Below are 20,818 nucleotides of genomic sequence, written 5' to 3'. Positions count from 1 at the left end.
GGGACGCGCGCTCATGCTGGACCGCACCATCGCAGACGACACCCCGGACCGCGTCGAGCTCGCTCCCGGCGAAGTCCCCTCCGGCGGACGCTTCGCCAATCCCGACCTCCTGCCCGTGCCGGCCTCGGCCAGACGCTGGACGACGTACAACTTCACGGCCCTGTGGGTCGGCATGGCGCACAACATCCCCTCCTGGCTGCTCGCCTCCGGGCTGGTGGCCCTGGGGATGGACTGGAAGCAGGCCGTCCTCACCATCGCCCTGGCCAACCTCATCGTGCTGGTGCCGATGCTGCTCACCGGGCACGCCGGTCCCAAGTACGGGATTCCCTTCCCGGTCCTGGCCCGGGCCTCCTTCGGGGTGCGAGGAGCCAATCTGGCCGCGCTGATCCGGGCGGCCGTGGCCTGTGCCTGGTTCGGGATCCAGACCTGGATCGGCGGGTCCGGGATCTTCGTCCTGCTCGGCCGGATCTTCGGCGGCTGGGCGGACGCCGGGCAGATCGCCGGTCAGCCCTGGCCGCTGTGGCTGTGCTTCCTCCTCTTCTGGGCCCTCGAACTCGCCATCATCTACCGGGGGATGGAGACCCTGCGGCGCTTCGAGAACTGGGCGGCGCCCTTCGTCATCGTCGGCGCCCTGGTGCTCTTCGCGTGGATCGGGCTGAAGGCGGGCGGCTTCGGCGAGCTGCTCGGCCAGCCGTCCAAGCTCGGCTGGGGCGCGGATTTCTGGGCGGTCTTCTTCCCGTCGCTCATGGGGATGATCGCCTTCTGGTCCACCCTCTCGCTCAACATTCCGGACTTCACCCGCTTCGGCGCCGGCCAGCGCTCCCAGATCCTCGGACAGACGCTGGGGCTGCCGACCACGATGACCCTCTTCGCGCTGCTGTCGGTGTTCGTCACCTCCGGTTCCGAGGCCGTGTACGGCGCCCCGATCTGGGACCCGGTGGAGCTGGTCGCCAAGACCGACAGCGTCTTCGGGCTGCTCTACGCCCTGGTCACGGTCCTCGTCGCGACGATCTCGGTGAACATCGCGGCGAACGTCGTCTCCCCGGCGTACGACCTGGCCAACCTGGCCCCCCGCCGGATCAACTTCCGCAGAGGGGCGCTGATCACGGGCGTGGTCGGCGTGCTGATCATGCCGTGGAAGCTGACCTCCACCCCCGAGCTGTACATCTTCACCTGGCTCGGCCTGGTCGGCGGCCTGCTCGGCACGGTCGCCGGCATCCTCATCGCGGACTACTGGATCGTGCGGCGCACCCGGCTGTCGCTGCCCGACCTGTACCGGGAGGGCGGGCCGTACTGGTACACGGGCGGCTGGAACGTCCGGGCGCTGGCGGCCTTCCTGGTCGGCGGGGTGCTGGCCATCGGCGGCTCGCACTCGGCCCCCGGCCAGGGCCCCTTCCCCGAGGACGGCCTGATCCCCTTCCTGAAGCCGCTGGCGGACTACGGCTGGGTGGTGGGCCTGGCCTCGTCCATGCTGCTGTACGCGGCGCTCATGCACCGCCGGCGTCCCGGCCGCTGATCCGCCGGCCCGGCAGGGTTCACGCGGAGTCCACCCGGAGTCCTGCGGGCGGACGGCATTCCCGGTGGGGTTTGTCAGCCCGGCGTGATGTGATGGGGGCATGATCGAAGAGTTCCTGGCCCAAGACCTGTCCGCGGTGGAAGAAGCGGTCCGCAAGGCGGCGGCGGTCGAGATCATGCCGAGATTCCGCCAGCTCGCCGACCACGAGGTCGACGAGAAGAGCGGACCGCACGACCTGGTGACGGTCGCCGACCGCAAGGCCGAGGAGTACCTGACGGCCGCCCTGACACGGCTGCTGCCCGGCTCGGCCGTGGTCGGCGAGGAGGCCGTGCACGCCGACCCGACCGTGTACGAGGCGCTGCGCGCGGACGCCCCGGTGTGGATCGTGGACCCGGTCGACGGCACCCGGCAGTTCGTCTCCGGCGACCCCGCCTTCTGCACCCTGGTGGCGCTGGCCCACCGCGGCGAGATCCTCGCCTCCTGGACCTTCGCCCCGGCCCTGGAGGAGCTGGCGACCGCCGTGCGCGGGCAGGGCTCATACGTCAACGGCGAGCGGATCCACAGCGGTTCGCCCGAGCCGGGCGCCGAGCTGCGGATCGCCATGGCCCACCCGCTGTACACCTCCGAGAAGGACAAGCGGACCCTGGGACGGCTGGACGTGCCGGGCGTGGCGGCCAGGCCCTGCGGGTCGGCCGGCCTGGAGTACCTGAAGGTGGCCCGCGGCGAGATGGACGGCCTGGCCTTCACCTGGCCCTCGGCCTGGGACCACGCGGCCGGACTGCTGCTGGTCGCCGAGGCCGGCGGGGTGCAGAGCACCGTTGCCGGGCTCCCCTTCCGGGTGGACCGGGACAACGCGCTGCCCTTCGTGGTCGGCCGGGACGAGGCGACCGCGGTCCGCATCCGCGACCTGCTGCGGGACTGAGGGCCGTCCCCGCAGGCCTGCGGGGCACCGCATCCGACGCCGTGCGCTGACCCACCGGGGATCATGGGACAGCCTTGGAGGACCACGCGGCCGGAATATCCTGGGGAACACAGGCGCCGCCGGACGAAGGAGTCGCAAGTGCCGTCGATTCTCGATGCGGTCGTGGTGGGGGCGGGGCCCAACGGGCTGACGGCCGCCGTCGAACTGGCCCGGCGCGGCTTCTCGGTGGCCGTCTTCGAAGCCGCGGACACGGTCGGCGGCGGGGCCCGGACCGAGGAGCTGACCCTCCCCGGCTTCCGGCACGACCCCTGCTCGGCCGTGCACCCGCTCGGCATCGGCTCGCCCGTCTTCGCCACGATGCCGCTGAAGCGGTACGGGCTGGAGTGGCTGCACGCCCCGCTGCCCATGGCGCACCCCTTCGACGACGGCACGGCCGCGGTCCTCTCCCGCTCGGTCGCGGAGACGGCGGCGTCCTTCGGGCCGCGCGACGCGGGTGCCTACCGCCGGCTCGTGGGGCCCTACCTCGGCAAATGGGACACGCTGGCCCGGGACTTCATGTCGCTGCCGAGCACCGCCCTGCCCCGCGACCCCGTCACCCTCGCCCGTTTCGGGCTCGCCGGGCTGCCCCCCTCGACCTGGCTCCTGCGCCGCTTCCGCGACGACCGGGCCCGGGCTCTGTTCGCGGGGCTCGTCGCACACGTCATCGCCCCGCTGGACGGGATCGCCACCGGCGCCGTCGGGCTGGTCTTCGCCCTGGCCGCGCACGCGAACGGCTGGCCCATGCCGCGCGGCGGCTCGCAGTCGATCTCCGATGCGCTCGCCGCGTACCTGCGCGACCTCGGCGGCACCGTCCACACCGGCTTCGAGGTCAAGCGGCTCGACGACCTCCCGCCGGCCCGCGCGTACGTCTTCGACACCTCGCCGACCGCGCTGGCCCGGATCGCACGCCTGGGCCGGGTCTACGACGGCTACAAGTACGGCGCCGCCGCATTCAAGATCGACTACGCGCTGGACGGCCCCGTCCCGTGGACCGCCGAGGAACCGCGCCGGGCCGGCACCGTCCAGATCGGCCCGCGCGCCCGCGACATCGACGCCGCCCTGCAACTCGCCTCGGGGGGGCGCGCCCCCCGCAACCCCTTCCTCATCACCGCACAGCCCAGCCTCGTCGACCCCGGCCGGGCGCCCGGGGGCAAGCACGTGTTCTGGGCGTACGGGCACGTCCCGGCGGGCTGGGGCGGAGACCTCACGGAAGCCGTCGAACGCCAACTGGAGCGCTTCGCACCGGGCTTCCGCGACCTGGTCCTGGCCCGCGCCACGGCCGGCCCGCCCGAACTCGCCGCCCGCAACCCCAACTACGTCGGCGGGGACATCGCCTGCGGCGCGGCCTCGGGGCTCCAGCTGCTGCTGCGGCCCAGGCTCTCCCTGTCCCCGTACACGACCCCCCACCCGGCCGTCTTCATCTGCTCGTCCGCGACCCCGCCGGGCCCGGGCGTGCACGGGATGTCGGGCCACAACGCGGCCAAGGCGGTCTGGCGCCACCTGCGAAAGGACTCCTGATGCTCCGCATCACCCTGGTCCTCGGCGACATCACCGCCGAGAAGGCCGACGCGATCGTCAACGCCGCGAACTCCTCGCTGCTCGGCGGCGGTGGGGTCGACGGCGCCATCCACCGGCGCGGCGGGCCGCAGATCCTGGCCGCCTGCGAGGACCTGCGCCGCTCGCACTACGGCAAGGGCCTGGCGACCGGCCAGGCCGTCGCCACCACAGCGGGGCGGCTCGCGGCCGGCCACGTCATCCACACCGTCGGCCCGGTCTGGTCGCGGGAGGACGACCGGTCGGCGCTGCTCGCCTCCTGCTACCGCGAGTCCCTGCGGGTCGCCGACGAGCTGGGGGCCCGTTCGGTCGCGTTCCCGGCCATCTCCACGGGGATCTACGGCTGGCCGATGGACGACGGGGCGCGGATCGCCGTGGAGACCGTACGGGCGGCCCGGACCGAGGTGGAAGAGGTGCGGTTCGTACTCTTCGACGCGGCGGCCTACGCGGCCTTCGAGGCGGCGGTCGGGGCCGCCGGGTAGCTGACGGCGCCGACCGCCGCGGGGCCTTCACCTCGGCCGCGCGGCGGCGCCGCCCGGAGAGGGGCGCGGGTACGTGCGGGACTGCTTGACGCTGCCGTACGCGAAGCTCGACTCGATCGAGGCGATGCCGGGAATGGCGTGGATCCGGTGGCGCACCAGGGCCTCGTACGCCTCCAGGTCCTCGATGACCACGCGCAGCAGGTAGTCGCTGCTCCCCGCCATCAGGTAGCAGTCCTGGATGTGCTCGATGACGGCCACGTGCTCCTCGAAGAGCCGTACCGCCTGCGCGGTGTGGCGTTCGAGCCGGATCCGGACGAAGACGGTGACCGGGAGCCCGAAGGCGACCTGGTCGACCATCGCCGTGTAGCCGCGGATCAGGCCCGCCTCCTCCAGGCGCCGGACGCGGCGCAGACACGGTGAAGGGGAGAGCCGGACGCGGTCGGCGAGGTCCTGGTTGCTCAGGCGCCCGTCGGCCTGCAATTCCCGGATGATCTGCAGATCGACTGCGTCCATGGCCACTCCTTGGCAGATTCTGCCCCAAACGTATGTCCGAGAGGCAGAACTGGCAATCGGCTGCCCCGTCCGAAGCCCTAGCCTTGCCCCGGAACGGACCAGACCGGTCCGGTCTCAGAGGCTGGAGCACATGTCCGTGGTCGCGACGAACATCACCGGGGCGACCGCGCCTCCCGATACGGCGGTCCCGCCGGCCGGAAATCCCGGCCGGCGCGGGCTCTCCCCGCACGCCCAGGGCGTGCTCGCGCTGCTGGTGACCGTGTCGATCTGGGCGGCCTTCGCGCTCAGCGCCCGGGCCCTGAGCGCCTCCACCCTCCTGCCCGCCGATGCGGCCCTGCTGCGCTTCGGCGTCCCGGTCGTGGTCCTGCTCCCCGCGCTGTGGCGGCGCCGCCACCGGATCGCGGCGGTCCGGCCGGGCCCGGCAATCAAGATCATCTGTGGTGCGGGAGTGCCGTTCTTCCTGGCGGCGATGCACGGCGGCGCGCTGACGTCCGCTGCGTTCGTCGGCTCGATCGTCCCCGGGATGGTCCCGCTGTTCGTCTCCGCGCTCATGGCCGCGCGCGGGCACGGCGCGCCCCGCGGAACCCAGGCGGCCGGGCTCGCGCTGATCGCGGTCGGCGTGATCGCCCTCGTCTGGCGCTACGTCGTCCCCGTGGACACGGACGTACTGCAAGGCGCCGGCACCCTCCTGGTGGCCAGCGGGCTGTGGGCCCTCTACACGGTGGGCCTGCGGGACGTGGACCTCGACCCGGTCGGTTCGATCGGACTGCTGTGCCTGCCCTCCTTCGCGGTGATCGGGCTCCTGGTCCTGACCGGGGTGCTCCCGACGGGGCTCGCGCACGCGACGGGCGGCGACATCGCCCTGTTCCTCGTCGTGCAGGGGCTCGGGGTCGGCCTGTGCGCCGGCCTGCTGTACGCCTTCGCCATCCGCAGGCTGGGTGCGGAGCGCAGCTCCGTCGTCGGCAGCCTCAGCCCCGTGGCCGTGGTCCTCCTGGCCGTCCCCCTCCTCGACGAATCGCCCACCCTCGCCGTGCTCATCGGCGTACCCCTCATCACCGCCGGCGTCGTACTCGCCAACCGTCGTCCCGCCACGTCAGCCCCTAGACCCGAGGTCCCCGCACATGCTTGAGCTCCTCCCGCCGCCGCCCACCGACCCGCTGTGGGACCTGACCGCGGAGTACGCCGCCGACGAGCGGCCCGAGCGCCTGAACCTCGTCCTCGGCGTCTACCGCGACCACACGGACCGCACGCCCGTCATGGCCGCCGTCCGCGAGGCCGAGATCCGGCTGGCGGAGCGCTCCGCGTCCAAGGAGTACCGGGGGCTCTCCGGCAACGCCGCCTTCAACCGGGCCCTGCCGGCGCTGGTCCTGGGGTCCGAGGCGCCGGCCGACCGGGCCGTCGCCGTCCAGACCGTCGCCGGCTCCGGCGCGCTGCGGCTGCTGGCCGACCTGATATGCCGGACCCGGCCGGGCACCACGGTCTGGATCAGCGACCCGGCGTACGTGAACCACCGGCCCATCCTGGAGGCCGCCGGGCTCAAGGTCCGTGCCTACGGCTGGCTCGACGCGCAGGGCGGTTTCGACGCGGAAGGCGTGCTGCGGGAACTGGGCGGCGCGCGGCCGGACGACGTGGTCCTGCTCCAGGGGTGCTGCCACAACCCGACGGGCGGCGACCCCACGCTGGACGCCTGGGAGGCACTGGCCGAGCTGGCAGTACGGGGCGGCTGGGTACCGTTCGTCGATCTCGCCTACCACGGGCTCGGCGACGGACTGGAGGCCGACCTGCTGCCCACGCGCATCCTGGCCGCGCGCGTGCCCGAGATGCTGATCGCCGTCAGCTGCTCGAAGAACTTCGGCCTCTACAGCGACCGCACCGGCTGCGCCATCGTCCTCGGCCGGTCCGGCAAGGCGCTGAGGCACGTCGAGACGGCCCTGCAGAACGCCGCACGGACCCTGTACTCGATGCCGCCCGAGCACGGCGCCGCCGTCGTCACGACGATCCTGGAGGACGCCGGGCTGCGGGCCGCCTGGCAGGCGGAACTGGAGGCCATGCGCCTGCGGATCGTGGCCAACCGGACGGACCTGACGACCCACCTGAGCGCCCTGGGGTGCGGCCCGCAGGCGCGGGCACTCGCGCGGCAGAAGGGCATGTTCTCGATGCTGCCGCTCACCGCCGCGCAGATGCTCCGGCTGCGCCGGGAGTTCGCCGTCTATGGCACCACGTCGGGCCGGATCAACATCGCGGGGATCCCGGGCCACCGGATCCCCCGGCTCGCGCAGGCCGTCGCGGCGGTGCTGGGAGAGGCGCACGCACCCCGGGCCCTCGCAGGCGCGCTGCGGCAGTAGCCGGCCGGACACGACAGTCCCCGGCAGTTCCGCAGGTTCCATGAGCCATCCGCCGTCGCCGATGGCTCCCGTGGACCGCGGGATCTGCCGGGGGCCTGGCCAGAGCCTGGACAAGGGTCACGCGGGCCCCTGGACGTCTCCAGAGGGAGGTGCGGCTCTATCCGGTATTCCGGTGTATTGATGAGTTTCCTCCCTATTTCGCCCGAGTCAAGAGTTCCGGCGCCTCCGGTTCGACGCGTTCCGGTGTCTGCGGCCGGTCATCCCCCCCGGGGGGTCCGGAATCGCCGGACACAGGGCCCCGCGCCGATGCCTCGGATAGGGTGAATCGGTAGGAATCAGGCCCCCCGGGGTGAGGTCGGTGCATTGGACACTTACCAGTCGACGAGTGAGCTGCCGGACCCGCCGATGGCGGCCGTCGGGTACGCCGGCGTGCTCCGCGACCTGCTGCCGATCGCCCTGTGGCGGGAGGACGCGGACGGGCGCGTCGTCGAGTGGTCGCTCGCCTGCCAGGACCTGCTCGGGTACAGACCCGAGGACATCCTCGGCCGCCGCGGCTCCGCCGTCCTCGTCCCCGACGCCAACCGTGAGCTCGCCGGTCAGCTGACCCGCCGCGTCCAGGCGGGCGAGACCGTCGTCGGCACCCTGCCCGTGCGCCACCGGGACGGCCACGACGTCGCCATGGAGATGTGGATCCTCCCCGCCCCCGACCCCCAAGGGCGTACGGGGGCCATGCTCATCGCCGCGGAGACCTCCGAGGTGCTCCACATGCGGGATTCGCTCGCCGCCCTGCAGAGCCTCTTCACCCAGTCGCCCATAGGCCTCGGCACCCTCGGCCTCGACCTGCGCTTCCTGCGGGTCAACGACGCCCTGGCCCGGATGAACGGGGTCCCGGCCGCCGACCACGTCGGCAGGCGGCTCACCGAGGTCGTGCCCGGGGTCAACGCCGCGGCGCTGGAGGCGACCATGCGCCAGGTCCTCGACCAGGGCACGGCCGTCGTCGACGTCCGCCGCACCGGAAGGACCGCGTCCGATCCCGACCACGACCGGACCTGGTCCTGTTCGTACGCCCCCCTGCTCGACGGGGCCGGGCGGCCGCTCGGCCTGATCGCCTCCCTCATCGACATCACCGAGAGCCAGCGGGCCCAGGCCGACGCCGAACGGGCCAGGCACCGGTTCGCCCTGCTGGCGGAGGCGGGCACCCGCATCGGCACCACCCTGGACCTCCATCAGACCGCCCGGGAGGTCGTGGGCCTCCTCGTACCGCAGCTCGCGGACTCGGCCGACGTACAGCTGCTCGAAGCGGTGATCGAACCGGACGAGGCGGCCGGATCCACCCTCGGCGTCCTGCGGCGCCTGGCCGTCAGCTTTCCCGACCCGGACGCCCCCACCGCGAAACTCGCCGCGGGCCAGACCCTCCAGATCCCCGCGGGCAGTGTCTACGAGCAGGTCATCGCCGACGGGCGGCCCATGAACCTGTACGTGTCCGACATCCCGGCGCTGGTGTCGGACCCGCGTGCCGAGCCACTGCGCGCCTACCTCGCCACCCTCGGCTCCGCCCGCCTGATCCCGCTGGTCGCCCGGGGCACCGTGCTCGGCGCGGTCATCGTGACCCGGGTGCGCGGGCGCGAACCCTTCGACGAGCAGGACTGCGTACTCATCGACGAGCTGGTCGCCCGCGCCGCCCTCAACATCGACAACGCCCGGATGTACACGCGCCAGCGGCAGGCCGCCCTGACCCTTCAACGCAGCCTCACCAACAGCGATCTGCCCCAGGTCTCCGGCCTCGAACTGACCGGGCGCTACCTGCCCGCCAGCGACCACGACGTCGGCGGCGACTGGTTCGACGTCATCCAGCTGCCCGGCGGGCGGACCGGCCTGGTCATCGGGGACGTCATGGGCCACGGGGTCCACGCGGCTGCCGTGATGGGGCAGCTGCGCACGGCGGTACGGACCCTCGCGCGCCTCGACGTGTCCCCCGCCCGGATGCTCGACTCGCTCGACGCCGTCGTGGCCGACCTGGGCGAGGACGAGATGGCCACCTGCGTCTACGCCGTCCACGACCCGGCGTCCGGGGGCTGTGTGATCGCCCGCGCCGGGCACCCGCCGCCCGCCGTCGTCGGCGCCGACGGGACCATCACCTTCCTCGACGGCCCGCCCGGCACCCCGCTGGGCACGGGAGGGCGGGACTTCCGCACCGAAGAGGTGCGGCTGCCCCCGGGAAGCCTGCTCGTGCTCTACACCGACGGTCTCATCGAAGCCCGGGACCGCGACCTCGACCAGGGCATGGACCAGCTGGCACGGGCCCTCGGCGGCGCCTCGCAGCCCCTGGAGGAGCTGTGCGACGGGATCCTGGAGCAGCTGCTGCCGGACGCTCCGCAGGACGACGTGGCGGTGCTGCTGGCCCGCACGAGGCCGGTCCGAGAGGGCGTGTGAGGCCGAGTGGCTCGGTCTTCGGCGGGGCGACGGTCTTCGGCGAGGCGACGGGCTTCGGCGGGGCGACGGGTCAGCCGACGGCACCGAGGATCGGGTCCCAGGTGGCACCGGTGAGTGCGGCCACCACCTGCTGCTCGGAGAGCGGGGGAGCGGCACGGGTCGGCTCCGGTGTGTCGGAGCCGCTGCCGCCGCCGGTGCTGTTCCACTGCACCATCTGAAGCTGCGCGCCGGACGACTTCAGGGTCACCGTCACCGTCCAGCGGCGGGCGGTGTCGGCACGAGCCGGCTGTTCGGCGGCGTTCCGCTCCGACATCACCACGGCCCCGCCGGGAACCGCGGCGCTGCTCGGCAGCTCGCTCAGCGTGCAGGTGTCGCCCTTGGCCCGGCCCGGCGGGAGGCCGGCGGCGGCGCGTTGTCGATGCCTCTCGGGTCTTCGCCGACTCCGCGTCCGGTCGGTGAGGGCCCGGGCCCTGTGCGAGGCCCTCGGCCTGCCATCGGAGACGCCAAGCCCCGCAACGCCCCCTGCGAGCAGGCACGGCCGGCGGTTCCCCGGCCGGGCCGCGTCACCAGGCCAGGTCCTCCAGCGAGTCCGGGTCCGTCGAGTCCAGGCCCGACAGGTCCGGTGCGGACGGCTCCGCGCCCCCGGTCAGCGGCAGCTCGGCCCAGATGACCTTGCCGCGGTCCGTGTAGCGGGTGCCCCACCGCTCGGCGTACTGGGCGACGAGGAACAGCCCGCGCCCGCCCTCGTCGGTGGTGGCCGCGTACCGCAGGTGCGGGGAGGTGCTGCTGCCGTCGGAGACCTCGCAGATGAGGCTGCGGTCGCAGAGCAGCCGGACCCGGACGGGCGCGCTCCCGTACCGGATGGCATTGGTGACCAGCTCGCTGAGGATGAGCTCGGTGGTGAAGGAGATCTCGTCCAGCCCCCACGCGGAGAGCTGCGCCGAGCCCGCGTTGCGCACCCGCGAGACGGCCGACGGCTCGCCGGGCACCTCCCACTCGGCGATCCTGCCGGCCTCCAGCAGCCGGGTGTCGGCGATCAGCAGGGCGATGTCGTCCGTCGGCGTCGGGAACAGCATCGCGGCGAGCACGTCCGCGCAGGCCTGGTCGGGGCTGCGGCCGGTCGCGGACAGCGTCTCGGCCAGCAGGCGCAGACCGGAGTCGAAGTCCCGCTGGCGGTCCTCCACCAGACCGTCGGTGAACAGCACGAGACGGCTCCCCTCGGGCAGCTGCAGCTCGACGGCCTCGAAGGGCATGCCACCGACCCCGAGCGGGAGCCCCGCGGGCAGCACCGGGAACTCCACGTGCCCGTCGGTCCGCATCAGGGCGGGTCCGGGGTGACCGGCGCTGGCCATCGCACACCGCCCGGAGACCGGGTCGTAGACCGCGTACAGGCAGGTGGCGCCCGTGATCCCGGCCGATCCACCGACCCCGTCCCCGGCCGCCCCGCCGCCGTCGCCGTCGCTCCCCGCGGACTCCATCTGGTCGATCCGGTTGATCAACTCGTCCAGGTGCCCGAGCAGCTCGTCGGGCGGCAGGTCCAGGGTGGAGAAGTTGTGCACGGCGGTCCGCAGCCGGCCCATCGTGGCCGCCGCGTGCACCCCGTGCCCGACGACGTCGCCGACGACCAGCGCCACCCGGGCACCCGGCAGCGGGATCACGTCGAACCAGTCCCCGCTCACCCCCGCCTTCGAGGGCAGGTACCGGAAGGCGACGTCCACGGCCGTCTGCTCGGGCAGCACCCGGGGGAGCAGGCTGCGCTGCAGGGTCACGGCCGTCGCGTGCTCGCGCGTGAAGCGGCGGGCGTTGTCGATGGAGACCGCCGCGCGCGCCGCCAGCTCCATCGCGAAGGAACGGTCCTCCTCGTCGAAGGACTCCGGCGTGTCGGCGGCCCGCCAGAAGTTGGCCATGCCCAGGACCACGCCCCGCGCCTGGAGGGGTACGGAGATCAGCGAGTGGAAGCCGTAGTCGAGGGCCAGCCGGGTCCCGTCGGCGTCCTGCGCCCGCCAGCCCATGGCGGCGTGCAGATCGGCCGCGAGCACCGCATGCCCGGCGTCCAGGGCCGCGGCCATGGGCGCGGTCGGCACGACGAACCGGATGATGTCGCCGACCGGCTGCAGCGGCTGGTCGGTGCGGACCCCGCTCATGGCCGCCCGCCGCATCTCCGTGTACATGCCGGCGGCCAGCGCGGGCTCGTCACCGCGCAGCACCGGCTCCAGCAGTTCCACGGTGACGAAGTCCGCGAAGCGGGGGACGGCGACCTCCGACAGCTCCTCGGCGGTCCGCACCACGTCCAGGGTCGTCCCGATCCGTCCGCCGGCGTCGTAGAGCAGCTGGAGCCGTTCGCGGGCCACCTCGGCCCGGCCGGAGAGCGCGGCGAGCTCGGTTGAGTCGCGCAGGGTCATCACGGTGCCGGCGGGCTGGCCGCCGTACGGTTTGGCGAGCCGCTGGTTGACCGCGAGCAGCCGGTTGCCCGCCAGGTGCACCTCGTCCGTCGCGACCCGGCCCGAAACGAGCAGCTCCGTGGTGCGCGGGTCGAGGCCGAGGTCGGCGACGTGCCGCTGCTCGGCGTCGGCAGGCAGGTCGAGCAGCCGTCTGGCCTCGTCGTTGGCCAGGACGAGGCGCCGGTCGGTCCCGATGATGAGGACCCCCTCGCGCACGGCGTGCAGCACTGCCTCGTGGTGCTCGTTCATCCGCGCCATCTCGGCGGCGCCCAGGCCGTGGGTCTGGCGCCGCAGTCGGCGGCTGACCAGGAAGGCGCCGCCCGTGCCGAGCAGCAGTGCGGCCGCCGTGGCGCCGATGAGGAGCGGGATCTGGTCCTCGACGGCGTCGGACACGTTCGCCACCTCGATGCCCGTGCCGACCAGGCCGATGACCGCGCCGTCCGCGTCCCGTACGGGCACGACGGCCCGGACCGCATCGCTGGGCTCGCCCAGAAACGTTTCCGTGAAGGACTGTCCGGCGAGGGCGCGGGAGAGGTCGCCCGTGGCGCGGGTGCCGATCAGCTCGGGCCGCGAGTCGGTGTACCGGACCCCGTCGAGGTTCATCACGGCGACGAAGTCGATGCCCGAGCCGCGGCGGGCGGCGTCGGCCAGCGGCTGGAGCTCGGCGGTCGGGTTCGCCGACTTCAGCGCCGCCGGGAGCCCGGGGGCGTGGGCGAACGCCTCGGCCGCCGCGAGCGAGCGGTTGCGCGCGTCGCGCTCGCTGTCGTACCGGGACTGGACCACCAGCGCCACAGCGCTCGCGCCGATCAGCAGCAGCACTATCACCGCCATGAGGGCGAAGACCTGACCGGCGACACTGTGCGCCCACCGGGACGTGCGCGCGAACAGGCGCGGGCCCCACCCGGTCGGCTGGCGACCTTTACGTCCGGTCATGAGCCCTTTCTAACACTGTCCAGGTCGTTTGGGGGCGGCTGCGCGGCGGCGGCGGCCGCCCGGTACGCGCGGGGGCTGACGCCGACGTGGGACGAGAAGTGCTGGCGGAAGGTGACCTCGCTGGCGAAACCGGAGCGGCGGGCCACTTCCGGGACCGGGTGGTCGGTGCGTTCCAGCAGCTTGCGGGCCCCGTCCAGGCGGTGGCTCAGCAGCCACCGGTGGGGGGTGGTGCCGGTGGCCGAGGCGAAGTGCCGGGCGAAGGAGCGCGGGGACATGCCCGCCCAGCGGGCCAGGGTGGCCACGTCGAGCGGTTCGTGCAGATGGCGCAGGGCGCGTGCCCGTACGGCCGCCAGGGTCTCGGCGGTCCGGTCGGCCGAGGGTGTGGGCCGGTCCAGGTACTGGGCGTGATCCCCGGTGCGGAACGGGCCCGTCACCATGGAGCGGGCGATCGCGGCGGCGGCCTCGGCGCCGTGCGCCTGCCGGACGAGGTGCAGGCACAGGTCGATGCCGGAGGCCACCCCGGCGGAGGTCCACAGCCCGCCGTCCTCCACGTAGAGCGGGGCGTCCTCGACGAGCACCGCCGGATGGCGGGCGGCGAGCCGCGGGGCCAGTGACCAGTGCGTCACCGCCCGGCGGCCCGCCAGCAGGCCGGCCTCCGCGAGGACGAACGCCCCGGCGCACAGTGCGGCGATCGGGACGCCCCGGGCGTGCGCCTCCCGGAGCGCGGCGAGGGCCGGCTCGGGCGTCGGGTCGTCCGGCGAGGCCAGTGCCGGTACGACGACCAGGTCGGCCGAGACCAGCCAGTCGAGCCCGCGGTCGGGGGCCAGGGTCAGCCCGCCGGGCAGGGCGATCGGTCCGGGCTCCACGGCACACCGGCGCAGCTCGAAGGGAGGCACCCCGGCAAGGCTGCGGTCGGGGCCCCAGACCTCGGTGATCACGGCGAGGTCGAAGCTGCGGATGCCGGGCTGGACGAGGATCGCGACGCGGTGCACGAAGCCAGTGTGCCATCCTGCCAGGCTGGCAGGATCCCATCGATCGGGGGCGCCGGTGGCTCTGTCGGCCCCGCCCCCGGGCGACCAGCATGAAGCCATGACAGAGAACGCGATCGAGATCGCCCCCGACAGTGCCCTGATCGTCATCGACGTGCAGCAGGGCTTCGACGACGCGTCCTTCTGGGGGCCGCGCAACAACCCGGCCGCCGAGGACAACATCGCCGCCCTGATGGACGCCTGGCAGGTGGCCGGGCGGCCGGTGGTGCAGGTGCGGCACGCCTCGCTCCGCCCCGGCTCGGTACTCGCCGCCGACCGGCCCGGTTACGCCTTCAAGGACTTCGTCGAGCAGCGCCGGTACGAGTCCCTGCTGATCACCAAGCACGTCAACTCGGCGTTCTACGGCACCCCGGACCTGGCCGCCTGGCTCACCGCCCGGGGCATCGGCCAGGTGGTGGTGGCCGGGATCCAGACCAACATGTGCGTCGAGACCACGGCCCGGATGGCCGGGAACCTGGGCTACGACGTCCTCGTCCCGCTCGACGCCACCCACACCTTCGACCTCGCCGGCCCGGCGGGCCTGAGCCTGACCGCCGACGAACTCGCCACCGCCACCGCGGTCAACCTCCAGGGCGGCGGCTTCGCCCGCGTGGTGACGACGGCTCAGCTGCTCCCGGCGGCGTAGTACCGCAGGCGGTCGTCCTCCCGCAGCAGGCGCGTGCCGACCGCTTCCACGACCCGCTGCGAGGCCGTGTTCCCCGGATCCGTGTCGCCCTGAACGGCGGTCGCACCGTGCTTCCGGGCGTGGTCGAGCAGTGCGCGCGGGGCCTCGGTGGCGTAGCCCCGGCCCCGGGCGGAGGGAATCTGTCCGCAGCCCGCGGTCACCCGGCCCCGGCGTCGGCCGGGCCGTGGAACCCGGCGCCGCCGATCGTGGTGCCGCCGATCGTGGTGCCGTCGATCGTGGGGCCGTCGTCCCGGCGCCGTATCCCGTACGCCCGGAACGGCAGCGGGTCGCCCTGCGCGGACGGCACGCGCAGGTGCCGCTCCGCGCCCGCCCGGTCCCCGGCGTCCGGGTGGCCCGGACCCCCGTGGTCGTCCGGGCCCGGCGCGCCGTCGATCAGCCGCCGTGCCCGGACCGCGTCCAGCGGTCGCAGCACGAGCCGCTCGGTGATCAGGTCCGGGAGTCCGGGAGGCCCGGGGTGCCGTCCATGACCGCCGTGCCCATCAGCCCGCGTCCCCGCCCCGCCCCGCGGCGGGTTCGATGGCGCCGTGGGCGGCGAAGGCCCGGTCCCCTCGGGGGCCGGGCCTTCGCCGGAGCATCCGTCAGAGGACGTCGGCGGCGATGGCGGCCGCGACCCTCTCCAGCAGGGGCCCGGCGTTCGGGATGGACTTCGCCGGGTCCGGCTCCAGGTCGGTCAGCGGGTACGCCCGCTGGATCCCGGCCGCCCGGAGGGCCTCCTCGCTCAGCAGCAGCCGTCCGCAGACCGCCACGACCGGCTTGCCGGCCGCCCGCGCCGCCGCCGCGACACCCGCCGGAGCCTTGCCGTGCAGGGTCTGCTCGTCCAGCGACCCCTCGCCGGTGATGACCAGCGTGGCCCGCTCCAGGGCCGGCGCGAAGCCCAGTACCTCCAGCATCAGCTCGATGCCGGGCCGGAACGTCGCACCGAGCAGGAGCGCGCCGTATCCGATGCCGCCGGCGCCACCCGCACCCGGGAGCACCGCGCACCGGGCGGCCTTCGCGCCGATCGACTTCTCCAGCACCACCGCGAAGTGGGCCAGCGCCGCGTCGAGCGCCGCCACGTCCTGCGGCGAGGCGCCCTTCTGCGGGCCGTAGACCGCCGCGCAGCCCTTCGGGCCGGTCAGCGGGTTGTCCACGTCGCTGGCCAGGACGAATTCGACCTCCGCGAAGCGCGGGTCGATCCCCGACAGGTCCGCCGAGGCCAGCCCGGCCAGCGCGCCGCCGCCCGGACCGACCGGTTCGCCGTTCGCGTCCAGGAACACCGCGCCCAGCGCCGCCAGCATGCCCGCGCCGCCGTCGGTGGTGGCGCTGCCGCCCACGCCGAAGACGATCGACCGCGCGCCCGCGTCCAGCGCGGCCTTCAGCAGCTCGCCGGAGCCGTACGTGGTGGCCGTCAGCGGCGCGAAGGTGCCGGCCGGCAGCAGCTGCAGCCCGGATGCCTCCGCCATCTCGACCACGGCGGTGCCCCCGCGCAGCGCGAACGCCGCCGTGACCTGCTCGCCGAGGGGTCCGGTGACCCGTACCTCACGGCGTTCGAAACCGGCCGCCACCGCGGCGGCGACCGTGCCGTCGCCGCCGTCCGCGACGGGGAGGGTCTCGATCTCCACGCCCGGTACGGCCTTGCGGAGGCCCGCCGTCACCCGCTCCGCGACCTGAACGGCCGTGAGTGAGCCCTTGAATTTGTCCGCGGCGATGAGCACGCGCGCGGCCTCGTTTACTGCTCCGTCCGTCACCTTGCTTTTCCCTTGCTATCGAACAGTGCAGTCGCGCCGCCATGAGCTTATCCGGAGGATCCTCCTATGCCCATGAGTGGCCTGGGTCACACTCGGCACGGCATCCGTCTAAATGCGGATATCCACCTCATTGAGCGGAGCCGGGCCCCGCACCCGCGGCTGTGGCGCGTCGCCGGGTCCGAAAGGCCGGATCCCAGGGCCGGGTCCAAGGGCCGGAACCACGACGACGGGCCCGGCGCCCCTGGGTAGGGTGGCGCGGTGACCACCACGGATGACTACGCCACGTACATCGCGAGCCTGCCCCGGGTGCTGGCCGGAGCGGCCGCCCTCTACCGGGACGCCGAGGGCAGGGTCCTGCTCGTCGAGCCCAACTACCGCGAGGGCTGGGCCCTGCCCGGCGGCACCATCGAGTCGGACCTCGGCGAGTCACCCCGTGCGGCCGCCCGCCGCGAGAGCGCCGAGGAGATCGGCGTCGACGTACCGCTCGGCCGGCTGCTCGCCGTCGACTGGACGCTCGGCGCCGCCCGCCCGCCGCTGGTGGCGTACCTCTACGACGGCGGGGTGCTGGACGCCGCGCAACTCGCCGCCATCACCCTCCAGGAGGAGGAACTGCTCTCCTGGCGGCTGGTCGACCCCGCCGAACTCACCGCGTACCTCCCCGGATCGCTCGGCCTGCGCGCCGAAGAGGCCTACCGGGTCCTGCTGTCGGGCGAGGGCGCGGCGGAACTGGAGAACGGCCGCCGCCCACGTTTCCCATAGGACCGGCCAGGTAACACCGGGCTTACTGCGAGCAGGACAGAATCAGCTGATGATCACGATGTATGCCTGGCCCAGCACCGCCGACGGGCCCGACGCCCTCCCCATGGTGCACTTCACCACCGACCAGCAGGCCGGCGGTGAAGTGACCCCCGACGGGACGCCCGTCTGGCTGTTCGACACCGCGATACGCGAGGGCGGCTGGGCCCGGTTCACCGACTTCGACGGCTGGTCCGTGCCCGCCGCGCAGTGGCAGGCCTTCTACCGCCGCGAGGACGACCTCCTCGCCGTCAGCGGCCCCGGCTCCTGCGAGGGCTGGTACCAGGGCAACCTCGGCGCCGACGCCGAGTGGGTGGCGGCGGCCGCAGCCCAGCAGAGCGCGGTCCTGCTCGCCGCCCCCGTCCAGCACCCTTCGCTGTACAGCTATGCGGTGGAGGCGGGCGCGGCCTTCGCCCTGCTGGTCCCGCTGCTCGTCGTCTAGTACTCCGGCGAACACGCCCGCCGGGTGACGCCGCAGGGCTACTTCGGCGCACCCAGCCCCCGCGACCCGTTCCTGTGGCGCTTCTACGAGCGGATGGCCCGTGCCATGGCCGATATCGTGACCGGCTCGCTCACCGCGCGGGCGAGGGGCGTGCAGGACGCTGCTGCGGAGTCGCCCCGCTGACCGGGTGACAGGTCGGCGACGGGGAGCACACCCGGACCACAGCTGGTGCGGTGACCGGCAGGGGCCACCGGGTCGCGGCCCCGGCACGGCACCTGGCGGCGTTGTCGGACCGCGCCGGTGCGTCCCGTACGGGCCTCGGCCCTCCGCCGTGCGGTGCACCGCACCTGGGGCCCTCCCAGCGGTGGCCGGGCAACGCCGCGCCCCGGCACACCCTTCCGGCCACAGCACTAGATCTGGAGCTGCCGGGCCCCGGCTTCGAAGTCGAGCAGCCGCACCTTGCGTTCGACCCCGCCGCCGTAGCCCGTCATGCCGCCCGAGGCCCCGATCACCCGGTGGCAGGGGACGATGATGCCGACCGGGTTCTTGCCGTTGGCCAGGCCCACGGCGCGCGAGGCGTTGGGCTTGCCGAGCTCGGACGCGAGCTGCCCGTACGACCAGGTCTCGCCGTAGGGGATCCGTACCAGCTGGTCCCACACGCTGCGCTGGAAGTCGGTGCCCTCCATCCGGAGGGGGAGGTCGAAGACGGTGAGTTCCCCGGCGAAGTACGCGGCCAGCTGCCGCGCCACCTCGGGGAACGGCTCCTCGGAGGCGGCGACCCGCTCCCCGAAGGACTCCTCGGCGGGGCGGTGGCGCTGCCCGGTCATGTACAGGCCGCTGAGGACGCCGTCGGTGGCGACCAGGGTGAGCGGACCGTACGGGCTGTCGACGACGGCGTGCTGCTTGCTGCTCATGCTCGTGCTCCTCAGACGGGCAGGTGGTTGATGGGGTGGGCGTCCGTGGCCCACAGGTACTGCACGGCGTACGCGCGCCAGGGCCGCCAGCCGGCCGCCCGGGCGGTCAGCGCCGCGGGCGTGGACGGCAGCCCGAGCCCCCGCGCGGCCCGCCGGACGCCCAGGTCGGACGGCAGGAACGCGTCCGGGTCGCCGAGTGCCCGCATCGCGATGATCTCGGTGGTCCACGGGCCGAAGCCGGGCAGCGCCGACAGCTGGACCCGCGCCGCCTCCCAGTCGCTGTCGATGCCGAGCGGCAGGGAGCCGTCGGCAAGTGCCGAGACCAGGGTGGTGAAGGTGGTGCGCCGGCTGCGCGGCATGGCCAGGGACTCGGGGTCCAGCCCGGCGAGCGACTGCGGGGAGGGGAAGAGGTGGGTCAGCCCGCCCAGGGGGTCCTCCACCGGTTCGCCGTACGCGGTGACCAGCCGGGCCGCATGGGTGCGCGCCGCCGCGGTGGACACCTGCTGGCCGAGCACCGCCCGTACGGCGAACTCAGCCGCGTCGACCGTACGGGGCACCCGGCGCCCGGGTGCCTTGTCCACCAGCGGGGTCAGCAGCGGGTCGGAGCGCAGCTGCTCGTCGACCGCCTCCGGGTCGGCGTCGAGGTCGAGCATCCAGCGGCAGCGGCTGATGGCGATCGTCAGGTCGCGCAGATCGGTCAGGGCGAGGCGGCAGCCGATGTGGTCCGGCTGTGGGGTCAGTGCGACGACCCCGGTGCCGTAGGGCAGGCGCAGGGTGCGGCGGTAGGCGCCGTCCCGCCACTCCTCGACCCCGGGAACGGCGGTCGCGGCGAGATGCCCGAAGAGGTTGTCCGGGTTCAAGGGTGCCCGGAACGGCAGCCGGAGGCTGATCGTCCCGGGGATGCGAGGCGGGGCGTTCTTGTGGCGGCTGGCCTTCACGGCCCGCTCGCGCAGCTCGCTCGGTGCGAGGGCGAAGACCTCGCGGACCGTGTCGTTGAAGCTGCGGATGGAGGAGAACCCGGCGGCGAAGGCCACGTCGCCCATGGGGAGTTCGGAGGTCTCGATGAGCAGCCGGGCGGTCTGGGCGCGCTGGGCCCTGGCCAGGGCGAGCGGACCGGCCCCGAGCTCGGCGTTGAGCTGGCGCTCGACCTGCCGGGTCGAGTACCCCAGGCGGAGGGCCAGTCCCGGCACCCCCTCCCGGTCCACGACCCCGTCCTGGATCAGCCGCACCGCACGCGCGACGGCGTCGGCCCGTGCGTTCCACTCCGGAGAACCGGGGCTCGTGTCGGGGCGGCACCGCTTGCAGGCCCGGAAGCCGGCCTGCTGGCAGGCGGCGGCGCTGGGCAGGAAGGTCATGTTCTCGACCTTGGGGGGCACGGCGGGGCAGCTGGGCCGGCAGTAGATCCGGGTGGTCAGCACCGCGGTGAAGAACCAGCCGTCGAAGCGGGCGTCCTTCGACTGCACGGCCCTTACGCAGCGCTCGGTGTCGGTGTGCATGGCTCCAGGATCAGGGCTTGGACGACCCCCGGCTGGCGGTTTTCCGACATCAAGCCTATCGGCCCCACCGGCCCCGCCCCGCCGCCGGCGGGGCGCGGGCTCGGGGCTCGTCCCGCCCCCGCCTCACGCCCCGCCGGGCCTCGCAGCGTGCGCCTCAATCGCCGGCCGGGCTTGAATTTCGGCCCACGGACTTACTGCCGACCGGGCCCAGGGCCGGGCCTTTGCCTGCGGTCCTCGGGCCCCGCTCAAGCGCGGGCTGGGCTGAGGAGCGGGGCTTCACCTGTGGCCCCGGGCCCCGCTCAAGCGCCGGTGGGGCTGAGGACCGGGCCTTCGCCCCGGCCCGGGCCCCCGGCCCGCGCCCCCGGCCCGTACCGCGCGCGTCGGGGCTGACGGCCCAGGTCTGGTTTCGCCCCCAGGCCCCCGGGCCCCCGGGCCGCCGCTCAAGCGCGGGCTGGGCTGAGGAGCGGGGCTTCACCTGTGGCCCCGGGCCCCGCTCAAGCGCCGGTGGGGCTGAGGACCGGGCCTTCGCCCC

Annotated in this window: 19 protein-coding genes; 10 read left to right on the top strand and 9 right to left on the bottom strand. The window is 73.9% G+C overall.

Translation table 11 applies throughout. The features are described from left to right. The first annotated feature begins 13 nt into the window (after nt 1-13). The 4 genes from ACFCZ1_RS21595 to ACFCZ1_RS21580 all read left to right on the top strand — a co-directional run bounded on the left by ACFCZ1_RS21595 (nt 14) and on the right by ACFCZ1_RS21580 (nt 4,513). Nucleotides 14-1,516 (top strand): NCS1 family nucleobase:cation symporter-1, encoded by a 1,503-nt coding sequence (locus ACFCZ1_RS21595; RefSeq protein ID WP_376679888.1) that lies wholly within the window; start codon nt 14-16, stop codon nt 1,514-1,516. Between the two features lie 100 nt (nt 1,517-1,616). After that, entirely contained in the window at nt 1,617-2,438 is an 822-nt protein-coding gene (locus ACFCZ1_RS21590; RefSeq protein WP_376679887.1) for an inositol monophosphatase family protein, read from the top strand. A 138-nt stretch (nt 2,439-2,576) separates the two neighbouring features. Further along, on the top strand, nt 2,577-3,995 hold the full coding sequence (locus tag ACFCZ1_RS21585; protein WP_376679886.1) for a phytoene desaturase family protein: 1,419 nt from the start codon (nt 2,577-2,579) through the stop codon (nt 3,993-3,995). Continuing rightward, complete coding sequence (locus ACFCZ1_RS21580) at nt 3,995-4,513, top strand: O-acetyl-ADP-ribose deacetylase (RefSeq protein ID WP_376679885.1); 519 nt, start codon at nt 3,995-3,997, stop codon at nt 4,511-4,513. The genes ACFCZ1_RS21585 and ACFCZ1_RS21580 overlap by 1 nt, the downstream gene beginning before the upstream one ends. A 27-nt stretch (nt 4,514-4,540) precedes the next feature. Here ACFCZ1_RS21580 and ACFCZ1_RS21575 read toward each other — a convergent pair whose 3' ends face one another. Further along, nucleotides 4,541-5,026 carry an Lrp/AsnC family transcriptional regulator gene (locus ACFCZ1_RS21575; protein WP_376679884.1) on the bottom strand — a complete coding sequence of 162 codons (486 nt, stop codon included), beginning with the start codon at nt 5,024-5,026 and terminating at the stop codon, nt 4,541-4,543. Nucleotides 5,027-5,156: 130 nt separating this feature from the next. Between ACFCZ1_RS21575 and ACFCZ1_RS21570 the strand changes: the two genes are divergently transcribed. From ACFCZ1_RS21570 to ACFCZ1_RS21560, 3 genes are all read left to right on the top strand, one after another. After that, a complete protein-coding gene (locus ACFCZ1_RS21570; RefSeq protein WP_376679883.1) occupies nt 5,157-6,155 on the top strand; it encodes a DMT family transporter in 999 nt (332 codons plus the stop codon). Further along, the gene (locus ACFCZ1_RS21565) at nt 6,148-7,371 is read left to right on the top strand and encodes an aromatic amino acid transaminase (RefSeq protein WP_376679882.1); all 1,224 of its coding nucleotides are present in this window, start codon (nt 6,148-6,150) and stop codon (nt 7,369-7,371) included. Before ACFCZ1_RS21570 ends, ACFCZ1_RS21565 begins: the two co-directional genes overlap by 8 nt. A 363-nt stretch (nt 7,372-7,734) precedes the next feature. Then, complete coding sequence (locus tag ACFCZ1_RS21560) at nt 7,735-9,804, top strand: SpoIIE family protein phosphatase (RefSeq protein ID WP_376679881.1); 2,070 nt, start codon at nt 7,735-7,737, stop codon at nt 9,802-9,804. A 70-nt stretch (nt 9,805-9,874) separates the two neighbouring features. On the opposite strand, the gene ACFCZ1_RS21555 is transcribed toward ACFCZ1_RS21560, so the two are convergent. From ACFCZ1_RS21555 to ACFCZ1_RS21545, 3 genes are all read right to left on the bottom strand, one after another. Next, nucleotides 9,875-10,117 (bottom strand): hypothetical protein, encoded by a 243-nt coding sequence (locus ACFCZ1_RS21555; RefSeq protein ID WP_376679880.1) that lies wholly within the window; start codon nt 10,115-10,117, stop codon nt 9,875-9,877. A 250-nt stretch (nt 10,118-10,367) separates the two neighbouring features. Next, nucleotides 10,368-13,178 (bottom strand): SpoIIE family protein phosphatase, encoded by a 2,811-nt coding sequence (locus ACFCZ1_RS21550; protein ID WP_376679879.1) that lies wholly within the window; start codon nt 13,176-13,178, stop codon nt 10,368-10,370. Then, on the bottom strand, nt 13,175-14,170 hold the full coding sequence (locus ACFCZ1_RS21545) for a GlxA family transcriptional regulator (RefSeq protein WP_376679878.1): 996 nt from the start codon (nt 14,168-14,170) through the stop codon (nt 13,175-13,177). Before ACFCZ1_RS21545 ends, ACFCZ1_RS21550 begins: the two co-directional genes overlap by 4 nt. Before the next feature lie 97 nt (nt 14,171-14,267). Here ACFCZ1_RS21545 and ACFCZ1_RS21540 point away from each other — a divergent pair, with 97 nt between their 5' ends. Next, on the top strand, nt 14,268-14,852 hold the full coding sequence (locus ACFCZ1_RS21540) for a cysteine hydrolase family protein (RefSeq protein ID WP_376679877.1): 585 nt from the start codon (nt 14,268-14,270) through the stop codon (nt 14,850-14,852). On the opposite strand, the gene ACFCZ1_RS21535 is transcribed toward ACFCZ1_RS21540, so the two are convergent. The 3 genes from ACFCZ1_RS21535 to ACFCZ1_RS21525 form a co-directional block, all read right to left on the bottom strand. Continuing rightward, nucleotides 14,831-15,052, bottom strand: coding sequence for a GNAT family N-acetyltransferase (locus tag ACFCZ1_RS21535; RefSeq protein ID WP_376679876.1), 222 nt, complete (start codon nt 15,050-15,052; stop codon nt 14,831-14,833). The genes ACFCZ1_RS21540 and ACFCZ1_RS21535 overlap by 22 nt on opposite strands. Next, the gene (locus ACFCZ1_RS21530) at nt 15,049-15,324 is read right to left on the bottom strand and encodes a hypothetical protein (RefSeq protein ID WP_376679875.1); all 276 of its coding nucleotides are present in this window, start codon (nt 15,322-15,324) and stop codon (nt 15,049-15,051) included. The genes ACFCZ1_RS21535 and ACFCZ1_RS21530 overlap by 4 nt, the downstream gene beginning before the upstream one ends. Before the next feature lie 166 nt (nt 15,325-15,490). Beyond that, on the bottom strand, nt 15,491-16,639 hold the full coding sequence (locus ACFCZ1_RS21525; protein WP_376679874.1) for a glycerate kinase: 1,149 nt from the start codon (nt 16,637-16,639) through the stop codon (nt 15,491-15,493). Between the two features lie 258 nt (nt 16,640-16,897). Between ACFCZ1_RS21525 and ACFCZ1_RS21520 the strand changes: the two genes are divergently transcribed. Then, nucleotides 16,898-17,398 carry an NUDIX domain-containing protein gene (locus tag ACFCZ1_RS21520; protein ID WP_376679873.1) on the top strand — a complete coding sequence of 167 codons (501 nt, stop codon included), beginning with the start codon at nt 16,898-16,900 and terminating at the stop codon, nt 17,396-17,398. Between the two features lie 49 nt (nt 17,399-17,447). After that, on the top strand, nt 17,448-17,876 hold the full coding sequence (locus ACFCZ1_RS21515) for a hypothetical protein (RefSeq protein WP_376679872.1): 429 nt from the start codon (nt 17,448-17,450) through the stop codon (nt 17,874-17,876). 410 nt (nt 17,877-18,286) lie between these two features. Here the strand turns inward: ACFCZ1_RS21515 and ACFCZ1_RS21510 are convergent, their stop codons facing one another. Both ACFCZ1_RS21510 and ACFCZ1_RS21505 read right to left on the bottom strand, forming a co-directional pair. Further along, nucleotides 18,287-18,790: a methylated-DNA--[protein]-cysteine S-methyltransferase gene (locus tag ACFCZ1_RS21510; RefSeq protein WP_376679871.1), complete on the bottom strand. Its 504-nt coding sequence runs from the start codon at nt 18,788-18,790 to the stop codon at nt 18,287-18,289. A gap of 11 nt (nt 18,791-18,801) precedes the next feature. After that, nucleotides 18,802-20,286 (bottom strand): AlkA N-terminal domain-containing protein, encoded by a 1,485-nt coding sequence (locus ACFCZ1_RS21505; RefSeq protein ID WP_376679870.1) that lies wholly within the window; start codon nt 20,284-20,286, stop codon nt 18,802-18,804. Between the last annotated feature and the right edge of the window lie 532 nt (nt 20,287-20,818).

Origin of the sequence: Streptomyces sp. NPDC056224, assembly GCF_042267665.1 — a bacterium.
Lineage (GTDB): Bacteria > Actinomycetota > Actinomycetes > Streptomycetales > Streptomycetaceae > Streptomyces.
The sequence above is the reverse complement of the archived record's forward strand: the minus strand, read 5'-3'. Positions and strand labels throughout refer to the sequence as shown.

Coding starts and splice junctions, on each gene's coding strand:
- ACFCZ1_RS21595 (WP_376679888.1), top strand. CDS start 14: ATGCTGGACCGCACCATCGCAGACGACACCCCGGACCGCGTCGAGCTC.
- ACFCZ1_RS21590 (WP_376679887.1), top strand. CDS start 1,617: ATGATCGAAGAGTTCCTGGCCCAAGACCTGTCCGCGGTGGAAGAAGCG.
- ACFCZ1_RS21580 (WP_376679885.1), top strand. CDS start 3,995: ATGCTCCGCATCACCCTGGTCCTCGGCGACATCACCGCCGAGAAGGCC.
- ACFCZ1_RS21575 (WP_376679884.1), bottom strand. CDS start 5,026: ATGGACGCAGTCGATCTGCAGATCATCCGGGAATTGCAGGCCGACGGG.
- ACFCZ1_RS21570 (WP_376679883.1), top strand. CDS start 5,157: ATGTCCGTGGTCGCGACGAACATCACCGGGGCGACCGCGCCTCCCGAT.
- ACFCZ1_RS21565 (WP_376679882.1), top strand. CDS start 6,148: ATGCTTGAGCTCCTCCCGCCGCCGCCCACCGACCCGCTGTGGGACCTG.
- ACFCZ1_RS21555 (WP_376679880.1), bottom strand. CDS start 10,117: ATGTCGGAGCGGAACGCCGCCGAACAGCCGGCTCGTGCCGACACCGCC.
- ACFCZ1_RS21550 (WP_376679879.1), bottom strand. CDS start 13,178: ATGACCGGACGTAAAGGTCGCCAGCCGACCGGGTGGGGCCCGCGCCTG.
- ACFCZ1_RS21540 (WP_376679877.1), top strand. CDS start 14,268: ATGACAGAGAACGCGATCGAGATCGCCCCCGACAGTGCCCTGATCGTC.
- ACFCZ1_RS21515 (WP_376679872.1), top strand. CDS start 17,448: ATGATCACGATGTATGCCTGGCCCAGCACCGCCGACGGGCCCGACGCC.
- ACFCZ1_RS21510 (WP_376679871.1), bottom strand. CDS start 18,790: ATGAGCAGCAAGCAGCACGCCGTCGTCGACAGCCCGTACGGTCCGCTC.
- ACFCZ1_RS21505 (WP_376679870.1), bottom strand. CDS start 20,286: ATGCACACCGACACCGAGCGCTGCGTAAGGGCCGTGCAGTCGAAGGAC.